A 16545-nucleotide genomic window follows, 5' to 3' on the forward strand; every position below is an offset into this window, starting at 1 on the left:
CTTATCTCAAAAACGGGGAGAGAGAGGGGCGCTGCATGAGCGTCTGGATCAAATAACCGAACTTGAGCTGCCAGCGTTGCCAGCGGCTCGCTTTCTGAGCTGATGAGTGTCCCTGTGTCGCCAACTGGTGGATCAACTGCTCAGGGCTGATCCAGAGCCCGGTTTGCCAATCCAGATAGAGTGGATAGGCGACCAGCGTCAGATAGACCAGTGCTGACAAAGGCAGCGTGCGCTGACGGCGAGCAGGCGGATTGGCATCCGTGGTCAGACCCCAGCCACTGTAAAAGGGTTGGCCCCAGGTCGTCACTTTGACTCCCTGCACCAGCGCCTCGAAGCCACTGAGTGACGTCATGGTATGCAGCTCATCCACATGGGGATACAGACTGGTGAGGCCAACATCCAGCACCTGACTATCGACACACTCCGCCAGACAAGCCGCAGAAATCGCCCCGCCACGGTTGCCCGCCACCACATCAGGATGCGGTTTGTAGAGAATATGAGCGTCGGGTTTGGCCGCTCGCACCGCCCAGAGCAACTGCTCGTTGCTGCGAATATACGGGCTACCGGTCAGAATAGAGGCATCACCATCCACCTGCCCCACCACCAACACCAGTTGTCGACCATCCATGGGCGGTGAATAGGGTTGAATCTCCCCCACGTTGTACTTGCTGATCTGATGTTGACGAAGCAACGAGATCAACCTCTCGCCACGTTCAATCTCCGGCTCGGTCAATTGCTGATAGTTGAGCAACTGCTCCAACCCGCTGGGGGTTCGGCTATCAAAATAAATGCCGACCGGATCCAGTGACAGTGACGAAGGACGGCACAGGTTGGAACCCAACCCTTTCGAGCGGATAAAGCCGTCTTCGACCCGTATCGCTGAAACCAGCTCGGGATAGCGACTTCCCCACACCAGAACCTGCTCATCACCAGTCAACCGCTTGGGAGGCTTGCTAACAAAACAAAGCTCCTCGGCCAGGTGATGACAAAACGCCTGCATAAAGGCGCGCTTCCACAGCGAGAAACCGACCAGATAAAGCCTGCGCCAACGTGGAGCGGGCTTTTGCTGGCGAGCGATGATGGCAATGACCTCTTCCACTTCACAACGCTGGCCAAGCACGGGGTCCAGATAGCGCGGGTAGCAAATCAAGGCTGCCGCGACCAGCTGGGCGAGCGACACGTTTACGTTGCGGCGCTCGCACTGCTTGCTGTCATGGGTCAGCCCCCAACCGGCATAAAACGGCATACCGAAGCAGTAGACCGGCTTGCCCAGCAACAACCCCTCAAAACCAAGCTGGGATGAGACTGTATAGACAGCATCCACCGCATTGAGCAACGCATGAGGATGACAATGCTCGGCAACCACTTCAACATCATTTAGCTGCAAGCGCGCCAGCACACCGCTTTTCTTGCCAAAGCGCGTATCGGGATGGGTGCGCAGCAGCAGGCGCGCATCGGGATGATTGCGGCGCGCCGCCTCCACCATCGCCACAAAATCAGCTTCACTGGCCAGCGCCCCCGGAATGGAGAGATCTCCCGCCACCTGATCGACCAACAGGACCTTGGGTTTGGCGCTCTGCTGCAACCGCGCGGCCAGCGCCGATGGCAGGCCACCCTCCCCCCCTTGTGCGGCGAAACGACTCACGCTGCCATGGTTGGCAGCGTGAGCCGGCACAGTGGCATAACAGTTGTATTTGGTGATCCCGAGGTGAACCAACTCACTGATCAATCGCTCGGCCCGTGCCAACATCTGTGGCTCGCACGGGGCGGCAATCAACTGCTCAAGCTGGCTGGGCTGGCGGGCATCGTAATAGATCCCCACAGGATCGGCGATCAACGAGACCGCCTTGCCCCCCCTGGCGGGATGACCGATATAACCGATAAAGCCATCTTCCAGCTGCCAATAGGACAACCCTAACGCTTGTGCCTTCTGCTTAATCTGCCTGGTATTGGCTTTTTGGCCCCAGCCAACTAAAACATCATTTTCAGAGAAAGAGACGGCCCCTGCCATATGACGTAATGAGCAACCAAGCATAGGTTCAATATTGTTTTTTCTGGCAAGAATACCTTTCGAACCCGTATATAAATCCATATTATCTCAGCGAACTAAAGACTCCCTGCAGTAATGCAGGGAGTGTAATTTAGATAAACAGGTCTGCGGTCGCTAATGACTTGGCAGTACTATCTTTTGCAGAGGTCAGGATATCCGCGTTTAACTCGGGCCACTTAATACCAATAGAGGCATCATTCCATGCAATGCCTCTATCACTTACGGGGGCATAGTAATTGGTTGTTTTATACAAAAACTCGGCCGTCTCTGTCAGAGTAACAAAGCCATGCGCAAATCCTTCCGGGATCCACAGCTGTCGCTTGTTTTCTCCAGAAAGGTGAACGCCTACCCATTGCCCGAAGGTCGGGGAGCTTTTCCGAATATCTACCGCTACATCAAACACTTCACCGGCCACACAACGCACCAGCTTGCCCTGGGCATGGGGCGGCAATTGATAGTGCAATCCACGCAACACCCCTTTCGATGATTTGGAGTGATTATCCTGCACAAACGTCACCGGATACCCTACCGCCTCTTCAAACAACTTGTGGTTGAAACTTTCAAAGAAAAAACCTCGCTCATCACCAAACACTTTTGGCTCAAAAATAAGCACATCTGGAATTGCTGTCTTGATTACATTCATCTGTCTATCCACACTTGCTTCAATTTTTAATGGGGGAAGTATTTTCCCTCCCCCATATCACATCAGGCTTTGGCAACCATTCTTAACAGATATTGTCCATAGGCATTCTTTGCCAATGGCACTGCGAGATCTCGAACCTGCTCGGTAGTAATAAATTTCTGGCGATAGGCGATCTCTTCTGGGCACGCAACCTTCAACCCCTGACGGGTCTCGATGGTCTGAATAAAGTTGCTCGCTTCAATCAGGCTTTCATGGGTTCCGGTATCCAGCCAGGCATAACCACGGCCCATCATGGCCACCGACAGATTGCCTTGCTCCAGGTAGATACGGTTCACATCGGTAATTTCCAGCTCACCTCGGGGCGACGGCTTCAGGCTCTTCGCGATCTCCACCACGCTGTTGTCATAGAAATAGAGGCCGGTCACCGCATAGTTGCTCTTGGGCTCCAACGGCTTCTCTTCCAGAGAGATAGCGGTCCCCTCTTTATCAAATTCCACCACCCCATAACGCTCGGGGTCATGCACATGGTAGGCAAAGACGGTCGCGCCACTCTCTTTGGCCGCTGCGGCCGCCAACTGTTTCTGCAGGTCGTGGCCGTAGAAGATGTTGTCCCCCAGCACCAGCGCACAGGGGTCTGAGCCGATAAACTCTTCACCCAGAATAAAGGCTTGCGCCAACCCATCCGGGCTTGGTTGCACCTTGTACTGCAAATTCAGGCCCCACTGGCTGCCATCACCCAGCAATTGCTCAAAGCGGGGAGTGTCTTGCGGCGTGCTGATGATCAAAATATCGCGAATTCCCGCCAGCATCAGGGTGCTGAGCGGATAGTAGATCATCGGCTTGTCATAGATGGGCAACAGCTGCTTGCTCACTGCCATGGTCACCGGATAGAGACGGGTGCCAGAGCCACCGGCCAGAATAATGCCTTTACGTTTGGTCATGATGCTTGTTTCTTATTTTTAAATTGCAAAAGAAAAGGGTGGCTTGCGGCCACACCTTTCTGTTTTATCCCTGCCAGCCAGAGAGGCGTTCAACACATCTCTGGCCAGTGATTTACTTACCGAGGATCTCGGTCAACATCCGCTCCACACCGACGGTCCACTCCGGCAGCACCAGCTCGAAGGTGCGCTGGAATTTGCTGGTATCAAGGCGGGAGTTATGGGGGCGTTTGGCCGGGGTCGGGAAGGCACTGGTCGGCACCGCATTGAGCTGCGTCACCGCCAGTTCAACACCGGCCTCTCTGGCTTTGGCAAACACCAGCTGGGCGTAGTCAAACCAGGTGGTGGTGCCGGAGGCAATCAGATGGTACAGCCCGGCGACCTCGGGGTTGCGCTGCGCCACGCGGATCGCATGAGCGGTGCAATCAGCCAGCAACTCGGCGCCGGTCGGAGCGCCAAACTGGTCATTGATGACTGACATCTCGCTACGCTCTTTGCCAAAGCGCAGCATGGTCTTGGCAAAGTTGGCACCCCGAGCGGCATAGACCCAGCTGGTGCGAAAAATCAGGTGACGGGAACAAAGCGCGGCCCCTTGCTCACCCGCCAGCTTGGTTTCGCCATAGACGTTGAGCGGAGCGGTGGCATCGGTTTCCACCCAGGGACGCTCACCGCTGCCATCGAACACATAGTCGGTGGAGTAATGCACCAGCCAGGCACCCAAGGCTTCCGCTTCTTTGGCTATCGCAACCACGCTGGTCGCGTTGAGCAGCTCGGCAAACTCCCGCTCGCTTTCGGCCTTGTCGACTGCGGTGTGGGCTGCGGCATTGACAATCACGTCCGGCTTGACCAGACGTACCGTGTCGGCCACCCCGGCCGGGTTGCTGAAATCACCGCAATAATCGGTCGAGTCAAAATCGACGGCCGTGATACGCCCGAGCGGCGCCAGTGCGCGTTGCAGCTCCCAGCCTACCTGACCGTTTTTGCCAAACAGCAAAATATGCATCAGGCACGCTCCCCGTAATTCTGCTCAATCCAGGACTGATAGGAGCCACTCTTCACGTTGTTGACCCACTGCTGGTTATCCAGATACCACTGTACGGTTTTGCGAATACCCGACTCGAACGTTTCTTGCGGTTGCCAAGCAAGCTCACTGCTCATCTTGCTGGCATCGATGGCATAGCGGCGATCGTGGCCGGGGCGATCCGCCACATAGGTGATTTGATCACGATAAGAGCCCGCTTTGGGCACCATCTCGTCCAGCAGATCGCAGATGGTGTGTACCACCTCCAGATTCTGCTTCTCGTTATGACCGCCGATGTTGTAGGTCTCACCGACCACGCCTGTGGTCAACACCTTGTAGAGCGCACGCGCGTGATCTTCCACATAGAGCCAGTCACGGATCTGGTCGCCCTTGCCATAGACCGGCAGCGGCTTGCCATCCAGCGCGTTAAGAATGACCAGCGGGATCAGCTTCTCGGGGAAGTGGTAGGGACCGTAGTTATTGGAGCAGTTGGTGACGATGGTGGGCAGGCCGTAGGTGCGGCGCCAGGCACGCACCAGATGATCACTGGAAGCCTTGGAGGCAGAATAAGGGCTGCTGGGGGCGTAGGGTGTGGTCTCGGTAAAGAGCGGCAATGACTCACCGGCAGCCACTTCATCCGGATGGGGCAGATCCCCATACACCTCATCGGTGGAGATATGGTGGAAGCGGAAGGCCGCCTTGCGCTGATCATGAAGACCATTCCAGTAAGCGCGTGCCGCTTCCAGCAACATATAGGTGCCGACGATATTGGTCTCGATAAAGTCAGCCGGCCCTGTAATGGAGCGATCAACATGGCTCTCGGCGGCCAGGTGCATCACCGCATCCGGCTGGTGCAGAGCAAACACCCGATCCAGCTCGGCACGGTTGCAGATATCCACCTGCTCAAACGCATAACGCTCGCTTGTCGATACATCGGCCAGGGATTCCAGATTGCCGGCATAGGTGAGTTTATCGAGATTGATAACAGAATCTTGGGTATCACGGATGATATGGCGCACCACGGCAGAGCCGATAAAGCCGGCACCGCCGGTCACGAGGATTTTCATATTAAACACTAGCCTTTTCGATTTTTTGTGAGGTCAGGGAGTTGATATAGTCAGTCACAAACTGACCAATTTCATGGTGCCTCATGCCATAGGCAATATTGGCCTTCATATAACCAGCCTTATTGCCACAGTCGTGGGACAGCCCTGTCATATGGAATGCATCAACCGTTTCTTGCTCAATCAACATGGCAATCGCGTCGGTCAACTGGATCTCATTACCAGCTCCGGGAGGCGTCTTTTTGAGCAAGGGCCAGATATTATTGCTCAACACATAACGACCAACGACGGCCAGGTTGCTGGGGGCTTCATCAATATCCGGTTTTTCAACCAACCCAGTGATGGGTGCGGATTGACCTGGCTGTAACTTGACCTGATTACAATCAGCTATCCCATATTTATCGGTATCAGCCAGTGGCACGGGCTCAACCATTACCTGGCTTTGTCCAGTCAACTTGTAACGCACCAACATGGCAGCCAAGTTTTCGGTGTGTTGATCGGCAGTATATTCATCCAGAATGACATCGGGTAAAACAACGGCGAACGGTTCGTCACCGATGACCGGATAGGCACACAAAATGGCATGGCCTAATCCTTTGGCTTCTCCTTGACGCACATGCATGATGGTCACATCTTTCGGACAAATATTCTGTATCTCGTCGAGCAGCTTTCGTTTAACGCGAGATTCGAGGGTCGCCTCCAGTTCAAACGAAGTATCGAAATGGTTTTCGATAGCATTTTTTGAAGAGTGGGTCACCAGTACAATCTCTTTGATACCCGCTGCCACACACTCATTGACCACATATTGGATCAGCGGCTTGTCCACGATCGGCAGCATCTCTTTCGGGATAGCCTTGGTGGCAGGCAACATTCGGGTGCCAAGACCGGCTACAGGTATAACAGCTTTTCGCACTAAAAAATTATTATTAGGCATGTATTATCTCGTGCAGGTTATAGTTATCAGTTTGCCAAAGAATAAGCATATAGTTTCGCATTATTGGCTAGCTCAGCTCGTTTCTTTTCTTTATTAATCAGTAATGTTATTGCATCAACCCAGCGTTGGGGGTCGTTCTCCAACAGAATGCCGTTGATGTTTTGTTCGATAAAATCGTTATAGGGAGCACAATTGCTATATACACCCACCGCGCCCATTCTGACAAAGTCATAAAATTTTACGGGACCACGTGCCAAATTAAAATCAGATTCAAGCAGCGGCGCCAATCCGATATCCAACTGATGGGTCTTGGTATACGCAAGATAATTTAGCCAACTCATTGGATGCAGCACTGAAACTCTTGGTAGGTCGCGATAATATTTATAGATATCATGCTCGCCAAAAATTTCAAAGCTGGCACTAGGGCAGGCTTCCAATACCCCTTCGACGATTTGCCGCAGCCAGTACTTCTCTTCCCGATGAGAGCTTGAACCATGATAAGCTATTCTTACTGGTTTTCTTTTTTCAAGAAGTAATGGCGATGGTTTTGCGAAAACTATTTCCGGGTTAAGGTGGGAATACTTTTTAGCCAAATAAGCTGTAGATACCCAGATATCATCACAGTACTGCGTGATCCATCGATGTTGAGCCGCCGAGCGCCTTATTATCTTGCTGCGATACTCTTTAGGCAGCGTAGATAGCGCCGTCGGGTCAAACAGATCGTCATCCATGAAATAAACTATTCGAGAGCATCTGTCGATATATCTTTCTATATGCTGTTGCCACTTCGGAGAGATAAATCGAATAATGACAAGAGCAGATCCTTCCGGAATAGGGATTTCAGGTGAAACAAGAATGTCAACGCATTGACATCTTGCATCAGGAAATCGACTGGCAATAGCCGATTCAAAATAGGCCAATGTAGGGGATTTCCCCTCATGCAATATAAACAATCGCTCACTATCAACTTCAGAGTTCTGCTGGCTGCCATAACTCTGTTTATTGAGTTTAAGATAGGGTTTGAATAGTTTCCTGCGAATTAATTCATCCATGGCAACACCATATTAGGAGCTCTGCTTAGAGAGAAATCAGGACGTTCATAACTCAGGTTGGGGTTATAGGCAGGATCGTTTTTAAGCACACGATCCCATCGCGTTCTCATATATCGCAACTCAGATTTTGCTCGTCTCTGCTGTTGTTTTGATACATCTTTACCGCGGGAAATAGACTCATGATGATACAGTTCAGCAAAGGGCGTCCAGACTACTCGCCAGCCGGCCTCTCGCACTCTGAGGCAATAATCGACGTCATTAAACGCTATCGGCAAATTCGTTTCATCAAGCCCACCGAGCGCAATATATAAATCTTTATGAGTCAATAAACAGGCAGCCGTCACAGCTGACAACTCTTGAGCACTGACAGCCCGCCGCTGGTATCCGGGATCGTTTGCGGACAAACCATTATGAAGGTGATCTGCACAACCGCCAGGTCCGACAGCATCGCCGGCATGCTGGATCAAACCATTTCCGTAATAGAGCTTTGCACCGACGACGCCCACACCAGGACGCAATAAATGGGAAACCATTTCATCCAGCCAGTCAGCGCTGATCACCTCGGTATCATTATTCAGCAAGCAGACCAGGTCACCACGTGCTTTGCTTACCGCAAGGTTATTGATGGCTGAATAGTTAAACGGATGATCATAAGAAATCACCCTGACACCATAAACCTGTTCGATATGGGCAAGGTAAGCAAGGGTCTCCTCGTCGTCGCTCTGATTATTCATCACCATGACATCCATATTGGTGTAATGGGTTTTGTTGATCAGGCTTTCAATACAGGGGCGTAAATGAGCGAGACCATTTCGGGTGGGGATAATCACAGAGACCAATGGCAATTGCGTTGGCAATGGCCAGTGCCAACGACATATCCCATGAGGTGCAGCCCCAATGCTCACTCCTGATGGCAGTAAATTCTCTTTCAGTGAGTCATAATCATTTGAAAGCAACGCACTTGCAGGCAGATGCATCATCAATGATGGAATATGGGCAATCTGGTTTGGCTCACACTGTTGTGCCAACTGTAGCCACCACTGATGACATGCTGCAGCATCAAAGGGGATTTGGCTTGCGCCTTGTTCACGCCACAAGCCACACCAGCCAATATAGTTTTGGCTCTGCAGCAGTGTTTCATTCCAGTCAGGTTTAAAGTTGGGAGAGTGACGTTTGCCTCTCTCGTCAAGCAGGTCATGGTCCCCGTATAGCCATAAACAATCCGGATCCTGGCGTAACTGATGGGCCACCCAGAATAGGGCGCTGGGGGACACCAGGGCACCCGCAGGCAACGCCCACTGCCACTCGTCGCCAGGCTGACTGGGGATATCTGAGGATGCGCCATGCTCCTGCAGCCTGATGTGACTTGCCGGATAACAGAGTGCCTGGATGCTATCCAGGGTCTGCTGGCGGCTCTGGTCACTCTTTTCGCCAACAAGATGAAAACAGACACGTGGCAATGAGTCCCAACGTGCCAACAGGCCTTCAATCAGCTTGTACTCGGCGGGTTCCAAGGTATGGAAGTTTGCTAGCCACTCTTCATAGCTATCGAGCGGCTTGTCGTCACGTACTCTACCGACAAGTTGGTAAGCCTGCTGCAGATCCGTGAGCCACAAATGCCATGAGAGGCCCAACCTTTTACGTCTGGAGTTCGACAGGCGTCGATAAAAGGGCAAGACCCGGCGCAATCGACGCCAGAGACTCTCAATAGGAGAGACACAACGAAGCTCGCTAATCTCTACATGGCAATCCGCGCCTTTGCTGCTGGCCAGCAAAGAGAGATGGCAGGCTCCCGAGGGCAGATAGACCAGCTCCTGCAAGGTGCCACGGCGAGTGACCGGCAACACTTGTTCGTGCCATCTCCCCTGCCCGCACTGCCAGCACAGACGAGTCTCCCCTCGTGGTTGGCTCGCCACGATTGTCCCCCGGAGCAGGAGCCAGCCAGAGTGGCACGAAAAAGCGTCAGGCAATGCCAGAGGTTGCCAATGACCATCGTTATACATATATAAATTCACAACCTGAGGGGGACATTGAAAGAGTCCGCCACATCAGTGGCAGACCATGGATAATAGAATTAAAAAGTAACAGCAGTTATTTAATCAGCTTTTTGAGACTAGTCGCTAACCAGGAGTTATTGGACTCCTTCCTCTCTGCAGGCAAGGCGGCTAATTGTTCACTCAGTTTTATCATTTCGGCCTTTACTTGGGGAGCCAATGCCGCGGCCAGCAGACATTGCTCGTCATTGCGATCATGCGCCTCAAAATAAGCCTTATGTTTGACTCGATTGGCAGTTGCAGCACTGCCTCGCAGGTACTTGCCGAGCAAAAACTCTTCCAATGATTTGACGGCATAGTGATTGACTCGCACTCCATGCCAGAGTACCTCTGCACTGACGCCATAACCATGTTTGGGATGCAATACTAAGTCGCTACCTTGTACATCGATATAACGGCCATAACGCAGGTCGGCATAATGGGGATTAAAAAAACGCTCGGCACGTGCAGGCCTCACTATGCTTTTAAAATTATGATTGACATTAAAAGTACGTGGTGCGCGTTTGATAAAACGCTCTATCACTAACCCTTCATTGGCAAATATTTCGCCACTCGAACCAAAATTCGCCCAGTTCAAAGCAACAGCACTGACACTCTCATCGGTAAACCAGCGTGAAAATGTGGCAGTTAATTGTTCTTGCTCCAAAGGCTGCAAAAATTCGTCAGCATCGATAAATGCCAAGAGATCGACATCACGTGGACAGATACGTAGTATTCTTTCATAAGCTGGTAGTTGTGGTTTTTGTGAGCCAACAGTAGGGAAATCTAAAACAGTGACAAATCCGAGCTTGGCCAAACCACCAAGCAGCTCACGTGTCCCATCATTGCTACCATTGTCAGCAATGATAAAACCGCTTACACCAAGCATGCGATGATAGGCAATCCACTCTAATAACGCATCCAGTTCATTTTTTACAATTGCGGCAATAAATAATTTCAAAATAAGCGCTCAGTGAAAAAATTAAAATTTAAGCTGGGGACGACATCGTCAGCTTCTAAATATATTAATCAGAGCCAAAAAGATCTCGTGTATACACCTTGTTATCAACATCAGCTAAGTCAGTAGCCATTCGATTACATAAAATAATATCACTAATAGATTTAAAATAAGTTAAATCCTGGACTACAGGATAGTCCAAGTAATGTTCGTCATTGATGGTTGGTTCAAAGACCACGATCTCGATGCCTTTTGCTCTGATTCGCTTCATGATGCCCAAAATGGCAGATGAGCGAAAGTTATCTGACCCGGCCTTCATCACCAAACGATGGATGCCCACTACCTTGGGGTTGCGGCGAATAATGCTGTCGGCAATAAAGTCTTTGCGGGTGGTATTGGCATCGACAATGGCGCGGATCAGGTTGTTGGGCACCTTGTTATAGTTGGCAAGCAACTGCTTGGTATCTTTGGGCAGGCAATAACCACCATAACCAAAAGAGGGATTGTTGTAGTGACTACCGATACGGGGATCAAGGCCAATCCCTTCAATAATCTGGCGACTATCAAGACCGTGAGACTGGGCATAGGTATCCAGCTCGTTGAAATAGGCCACCCGCATCGCCAGATAGGTGTTGGCAAACAACTTGATAGCCTCAGCTTCCGCACTGCCCGTCAGCAATACAGGAATATCCGGCTTGATGGCCCCCTCTTGCAACAGGTCGGCAAAACGTTGGGCCCGCTCGCTGCACTCACCCACCACAATGCGAGAGGGATGCAGGTTGTCATATACTGCCTTGCCCTCGCGTAAGAACTCCGGGGAGAAGATCAGATTCTCGGTACCCAACTCACGACGCATCCGCTCGGTAAAGCCTACCGGAATGGTGGACTTGATCACCATTAATGCTTCTGGGTTGATGGCCATCACATCACGGATCACTGCCTCAACCGTGCTGGTATTGAAGTTGTTGGTATCAGGATCATAGTCGGTTGGGGTAGCGATAATAACAACATCGGCAAACACATATGCTTCATACTTATTGACTGTAGCTTTAAGCTTTAGTTTTTTAGTAGATAAATAGACCTCAAGTTCAGGGTCATATATAGGTGATTTGTGCTCATTAATCAATGAAACCTTATCACTGGAAATGTCCAGCATCATGACATTGTTATGTTGAGACAAAACGACTGCGTTTGCTAAACCAACATAACCAATGCCAACGATGGCAATATTTTTCTCAATCACTTTAGGTGTATTACATGGTTGCATTGGTGTTATACCATAATTGCTCTAGATATACGGTGATTGGAATTTTTTAAGAACACCTCAATGAAGTCAGGTGCGTCTGAAAAGCTTTTAGAATGTATACTAAAACCTGCACGAGAATTAATTCCACGGCTTTCCATATCAGCTCTTTCAAATCGACTAACAGTTACATCATTATTATTTTTTATGCTGAACGCAGATATATCAATGTAATTTTTCGGATGGTTTCTGTCATATACCCAGCCATATATAACACCATCTACAATTCTTTCAACATTAAAGTGAATAAATTGCGGTTGCAATAACATGCCTGAGTTATTGAGATGCTCCTTTGTGTGATGCTCTACCGCATATACACGGGTACTATTAACTAATATCGGCATATATATATTTAGCGGCAAGCTAAATGCACTGTAACCATCTCTCTTTCCTGCAGACTTCAAATCACCTCTATATTTGTCGCTCAAGATTTTGTAATGCGGAAGTGATTTATCCTTAAAATAAATATGAACGGTTGCTGCTTCTTTAAGTTCTTTATTGATACACCAACCAAAGAGGTTTTCTCCATCATATCTATCAAGATATCCCTCTATATGTACAGGACTATATTTTTCTTGCGGATAAACCTTAGTAGTGAGCTCATCGTAAATACTCTTCAACGAGACAATCTCTGACATTTCAAGATGTTCAATACCAAAGCGATAAATACTTTCCTCGATCAACTTCAATAATTTTTCACACTCCCCAGGTAGAAAAACTATATCGAGAAAACGCTTGGCAGAACGATAATGAAGATGTTTCTCCAAGGCCAGAGAGAAACACTTTTTCGATAATTCTTGATCTGTAAGAATATTTGACACAGCAATGCAATATAATACGGTATGATGCAAGCCGTCCATACCCTCTAATTTTAGAGGTTCTCGACAGACACCATCAACATTTTCTGGATAAAATAACTGGTGTAGTATTTCATATTGAGCTGAAGGTAAATGGAATGGTTTAAAGATTTTTTCTACATGTTTTAGTGCTAAATTTGTGTCTTCAACAAATACTCGGAGTGCCATTTTACTTGCTAGAATGGCCGTCAAGGTATGGTTGCAACCCCATAAGTGTCTGCATGTTGCATTATTTGATGTTCTTAATCTCTGGTGGGTTAGTATGTCACTAATCATACTGTCACCATGTAAGATGACTTTCTCAATGTTAGAGTTTATTATTCTATCTTCAAATTGATTATAAATAGCTACATGTTGATTTCGATACTCTTTCGCTAAAAAAGACTCTGAGTAAAGTGGTATGCTTGGACCTAAAGCTAGAATTTTATTTACATTCAAAAGTGTTCCATAAAGGAGGGCGCCATAGCCCCCCATAGAACAGCCTAGAGTTATTACCTTTATATTTTCACCGGGTAACTCCTGTAGGATTTCATTAATATGATGGATGGTTTCTTCTAGACTGTCACCCAGACCATGAATACCTTGATGATAATATTCTTCAGCAGTGGTATTCAAATATATCTGGTGATAATCGTTATGTGAAAAACTCCGAATATAATTGAATTTTCCTTTAGGGGTATTAAAGCCAGAAAAACAAATAACACACAGATTGCTATTACTAACAACCTTTACTTTACAGTAATCACCAATATCTTTTTCAGCTATCAATTGTCCCATCATTGAACCTTAATATTGTAATAGTTTTTTATAATTGATGGATATTGTACGCCAGTTGACCGCTGCTCTGCAACAAGGGTGGATAGATGGGTTTTCAGCGTATTAAAGATAGACGCATAATCATCATTTAATGGTATTTGCAATACAGATCTCATTGAATCCGAGCGCTCCATTACAGCACCTAACTTGAATGTAGCAATAGGTAGATCACTCGCCACAGCCTCTGTAAATGTATAACTGAATGTTTCTGGCCAGATGCTGGATAAGAAAATTATATCAACCTCATTTTCTTTTAATAAAGTGTCAATACGCTCTCGATCATACTTCCCTGTTATTTTTACAAAGTCAAATTGCTCAAAATAACTATCATCAGATGTATATCCAATGACCGTGATTTTAGCCTTTTCACCATTTTCTTGAATATAACGAGCAAGACCTTTTATGATCTCCACTCCCTTGTGCGGACCAATTGCCCCGATAAATCCTATATTTATTTCTGCATTAGCCCGATGATTTACTGTCGAAAAAATAAGGGGTTCAGGATGATATTTATACTCTATATTTTTAAGCGGTATAAAACTTTTTATTCTCTGCATTGTATCATTAGATGGCGTATATACTTTACGTGCTTTTGACAAGTGCATGCTATGGAAGCCACGCCAATCTTGTACATTATATCCAATATCTTCTAACTTTAATTTTGAAGAGGCATGAACACCTAATTGTCTGATACAACGATTACAGTCATCCGTTGTTGGATTACCGCAGAATTTGTCATGATGACTGACCATATTTGCTCTAGGACAGACTGTATAGTAATCGTGAAGTGTCACATCATATTTACAGCCAAGTGAACCAGGAATGCTCCAAACATCTGTAGGGAATTGCAGTGTATGATGATAATGAACATGCCATACACCAATTTCTTTTAGAAAATCAATAAAGAGATCTTTTTCATTTTCAATGAAATAATCGGAAAATACACCAACTTGCTCAAGAGACAAACGCCACATTCCATTTTCTCGGCATGTTAGCATTATTACTGGATAATCTTCTTTATTTAGCAATTTCTCCATCTCATCAGTCGCAACTTTTGTTCCGCCACCAATTACGAGAGAAATAAAGAGAACAGGCTTTTTACTATATCTAGCTAGCTCAATCTTTATTATTTTTTCTGCTAGCTCTTGCCGTAAAACCCTTACAGGATCATTTTTAACGAATTTGGCGACAAGTTCAGGATAGTCTGGATATATCCCGTTCAGTTTTTCTAGATTTTTTGCAATGAATTCAGAAGCGCTACTGGCGAAAGAAACAGAACCTAAATGATGAACAAAAGTCTTATTGGTTACAACATGCTTCCAACCAAGCTTGGATGCTCTCAAAGAGAAATCATTTTCCTCAGCATATCCTTTCCCCCACTTCTGATGATCAAAATATCCTACATCATTCAATACTTCTCGCTTGATGAACATGCAGTAACCATGTGCGGTAGGTAATTCTTGAGCTGGAGCAGTATTGGTTGAACATATGGCAGCTAATTTACTAACGTCATAATTATAAGGAATAGAGTTATCTATGCAAAACTCAGGGAAACTACATATAGTTGCGTTGTTAGATATAGGTGTAACTGTGCCGACAATCTTAGAATCATCCATATTGTACGCTTCAGTTATAATTGCATCCAACCATCCATCTGCTACGATAGTATCTGAATTCAAAAGTATTACATCATGCTCTTCCGCTATGATCATACCTCGGTTGACAGTACCTACAAAACCAAGATTAACATCATTTTTATATATTTCTACATTTTTAAAATTTTGGAAGCAGGATAGTTCCTGTTCCATATCCTCATCAGGGCTGCAATCATTTATTACTATCAACCTGTAAGGCACATTATTTTTCGCAGAAATTACACTGTTTATACAGTTAACCGTCTCTTGTACACCTTTGTATACGGGAACAATAACTGCAATCGCATTACTTTTTCGGTCGGTGTGAGTATGATTACTGCTAATCATTGGAACATCGCTGTTAGCTCGACATTGATCAATGAGTGCAGGAATTATTGAATGGACAACCTGATAGGTTGATTTTGAAAGAGACGCATAACCTTCTTTACGTAAAAAAGATTGAAGCTCTGTTAAACTTTTAACTTTCGAAGAAAAAGAAGAAAATTTAGTCAATGGAGCTAATGTATACTGTTTATCATAATTTAGCTCAACACATACATCACATTCATCAGCTTCAGATATCTCAAAGGCATTGATATAGAACCCATGCTGAAAATTAGTTATACCGATGACAGAAAGATCTGTTCTGGGTAGGTTTGCTGATACGGTATGACTAATTCCATTAATAATAACATTCAGAGAAAAGGAAATATCTTGATTATTTTTATCTACAATCCATCCGGCACAAACACCATTCTCAAAAATATCAATAGAAAAGGCGACATCAGGAGTGTTCAATTTTTTTGGAGAGTTTTTTAGCTCATAATGACCAAGTTCTGAGCGGATGGATATGGTACAGTCATGGCCATAATTTTGGACAATTTCTTGTAAGTTTAGTTTTTCAGAGAAGCCCGCAAATCCCTCATTTATTTCAGCTAAAGCAAGGTCTTCCCTGTAAGCCCCACTGGAGAAGTTTTTATATTTTACATTGTTGATATATAGCGATAATGTTACAGGTTTTTTCTTATCTCTATCAATAGCCCATCCATGAACATATTGACCATCAATGACATCAAAATGCCCTTTTATTTCGCTTTCCTGCAATGTAACTGCATTAAAAATATTTTTTATTTTTCTACCCGCTTTTTTCATTCTGCCCCGTACCATGGAATATACTCACCCTCTTATTATGTTGTTATGAAAATATATAAATATTTAAATTGAATTTGAAAAACACATTAA

Annotated in this window: 12 protein-coding genes; all 12 read right to left on the reverse strand. The window is 46.8% G+C overall.

All coding sequences use genetic code 11. The features are described 5' to 3' along the window. Position 1: 1 nt before the first annotated feature. Entirely contained in the window at positions 2 to 2035 is a 2034-nt protein-coding gene (locus tag I6L35_RS18620) for a capsular polysaccharide biosynthesis protein (RefSeq protein ID WP_254204488.1), read from the reverse strand. A 106-nt stretch (positions 2036 to 2141) separates the two neighbouring features. Further along, the gene (rfbC, locus tag I6L35_RS18625; protein ID WP_216979010.1) at positions 2142 to 2693 is read right to left on the reverse strand and encodes a dTDP-4-dehydrorhamnose 3,5-epimerase; all 552 of its coding nucleotides are present in this window, start codon (positions 2691 to 2693) and stop codon (positions 2142 to 2144) included. Between the two features lie 62 nt (positions 2694 to 2755). Continuing rightward, positions 2756 to 3634, reverse strand: a complete 879-nt coding sequence (rfbA, locus tag I6L35_RS18630; protein WP_201996659.1) for a glucose-1-phosphate thymidylyltransferase RfbA — start codon at positions 3632 to 3634, stop codon at positions 2756 to 2758. A gap of 112 nt (positions 3635 to 3746) precedes the next feature. Then, entirely contained in the window at positions 3747 to 4634 is an 888-nt protein-coding gene (rfbD, locus tag I6L35_RS18635) for a dTDP-4-dehydrorhamnose reductase (RefSeq protein ID WP_216979011.1), read from the reverse strand. Next, the gene (rfbB, locus tag I6L35_RS18640) at positions 4634 to 5719 is read right to left on the reverse strand and encodes a dTDP-glucose 4,6-dehydratase (RefSeq protein ID WP_216979012.1); all 1086 of its coding nucleotides are present in this window, start codon (positions 5717 to 5719) and stop codon (positions 4634 to 4636) included. The genes rfbD and rfbB overlap by 1 nt, the downstream gene beginning before the upstream one ends. 1 nt (position 5720) lies before the next feature. Further along, the gene (gene galU / locus I6L35_RS18645; protein ID WP_213388787.1) at positions 5721 to 6650 is read right to left on the reverse strand and encodes a UTP--glucose-1-phosphate uridylyltransferase GalU; all 930 of its coding nucleotides are present in this window, start codon (positions 6648 to 6650) and stop codon (positions 5721 to 5723) included. Positions 6651 to 6676: 26 nt separating this feature from the next. Next, positions 6677 to 7702 carry a glycosyltransferase family 1 protein gene (locus tag I6L35_RS18650; RefSeq protein ID WP_216979013.1) on the reverse strand — a complete coding sequence of 342 codons (1026 nt, stop codon included), beginning with the start codon at positions 7700 to 7702 and terminating at the stop codon, positions 6677 to 6679. After that, positions 7690 to 9549 (reverse strand): glycosyltransferase, encoded by a 1860-nt coding sequence (locus I6L35_RS18655; RefSeq protein ID WP_254204490.1) that lies wholly within the window; start codon positions 9547 to 9549, stop codon positions 7690 to 7692. The genes I6L35_RS18650 and I6L35_RS18655 overlap by 13 nt, the downstream gene beginning before the upstream one ends. A gap of 244 nt (positions 9550 to 9793) precedes the next feature. Continuing rightward, positions 9794 to 10696: a glycosyltransferase family 2 protein gene (locus tag I6L35_RS18660; protein ID WP_005361368.1), complete on the reverse strand. Its 903-nt coding sequence runs from the start codon at positions 10694 to 10696 to the stop codon at positions 9794 to 9796. A 64-nt stretch (positions 10697 to 10760) separates the two neighbouring features. Then, positions 10761 to 11960: a nucleotide sugar dehydrogenase gene (locus I6L35_RS18665; RefSeq protein WP_216979015.1), complete on the reverse strand. Its 1200-nt coding sequence runs from the start codon at positions 11958 to 11960 to the stop codon at positions 10761 to 10763. A gap of 5 nt (positions 11961 to 11965) precedes the next feature. Then, the gene (locus I6L35_RS18670) at positions 11966 to 13633 is read right to left on the reverse strand and encodes a hypothetical protein (protein WP_216979016.1); all 1668 of its coding nucleotides are present in this window, start codon (positions 13631 to 13633) and stop codon (positions 11966 to 11968) included. Further along, positions 13630 to 16455, reverse strand: a complete 2826-nt coding sequence (locus tag I6L35_RS18675) for a glycosyltransferase (protein WP_215269329.1) — start codon at positions 16453 to 16455, stop codon at positions 13630 to 13632. Before I6L35_RS18675 ends, I6L35_RS18670 begins: the two co-directional genes overlap by 4 nt. Between the last annotated feature and the right edge of the window lie 90 nt (positions 16456 to 16545).

It is taken from the genome of Aeromonas sp. FDAARGOS 1405 (assembly GCF_019048265.1).
Lineage (GTDB): Bacteria > Pseudomonadota > Gammaproteobacteria > Enterobacterales > Aeromonadaceae > Aeromonas > Aeromonas veronii_A.

What these genes read in the sequence shown, in the direction of transcription:
- I6L35_RS18620 (WP_254204488.1), bottom strand. Translation starts at nt 2,035, where the DNA reads ATGCTTGGTTGCTCATTACGTCATATGGCAGGGGCCGTCTCTTTCTCT.
- I6L35_RS18670 (WP_216979016.1), bottom strand. Translation starts at nt 13,633, where the DNA reads ATGATGGGACAATTGATAGCTGAAAAAGATATTGGTGATTACTGTAAA.
- rfbA (WP_201996659.1), bottom strand. Translation starts at nt 3,634, where the DNA reads ATGACCAAACGTAAAGGCATTATTCTGGCCGGTGGCTCTGGCACCCGT.
- rfbB (WP_216979012.1), bottom strand. Translation starts at nt 5,719, where the DNA reads ATGAAAATCCTCGTGACCGGCGGTGCCGGCTTTATCGGCTCTGCCGTG.
- I6L35_RS18675 (WP_215269329.1), bottom strand. Translation starts at nt 16,455, where the DNA reads ATGAAAAAAGCGGGTAGAAAAATAAAAAATATTTTTAATGCAGTTACA.
- galU (WP_213388787.1), bottom strand. Translation starts at nt 6,650, where the DNA reads ATGCCTAATAATAATTTTTTAGTGCGAAAAGCTGTTATACCTGTAGCC.
- rfbC (WP_216979010.1), bottom strand. Translation starts at nt 2,693, where the DNA reads ATGAATGTAATCAAGACAGCAATTCCAGATGTGCTTATTTTTGAGCCA.
- rfbD (WP_216979011.1), bottom strand. Translation starts at nt 4,634, where the DNA reads ATGCATATTTTGCTGTTTGGCAAAAACGGTCAGGTAGGCTGGGAGCTG.
- I6L35_RS18650 (WP_216979013.1), bottom strand. Translation starts at nt 7,702, where the DNA reads ATGGATGAATTAATTCGCAGGAAACTATTCAAACCCTATCTTAAACTC.
- I6L35_RS18665 (WP_216979015.1), bottom strand. Translation starts at nt 11,960, where the DNA reads ATGCAACCATGTAATACACCTAAAGTGATTGAGAAAAATATTGCCATC.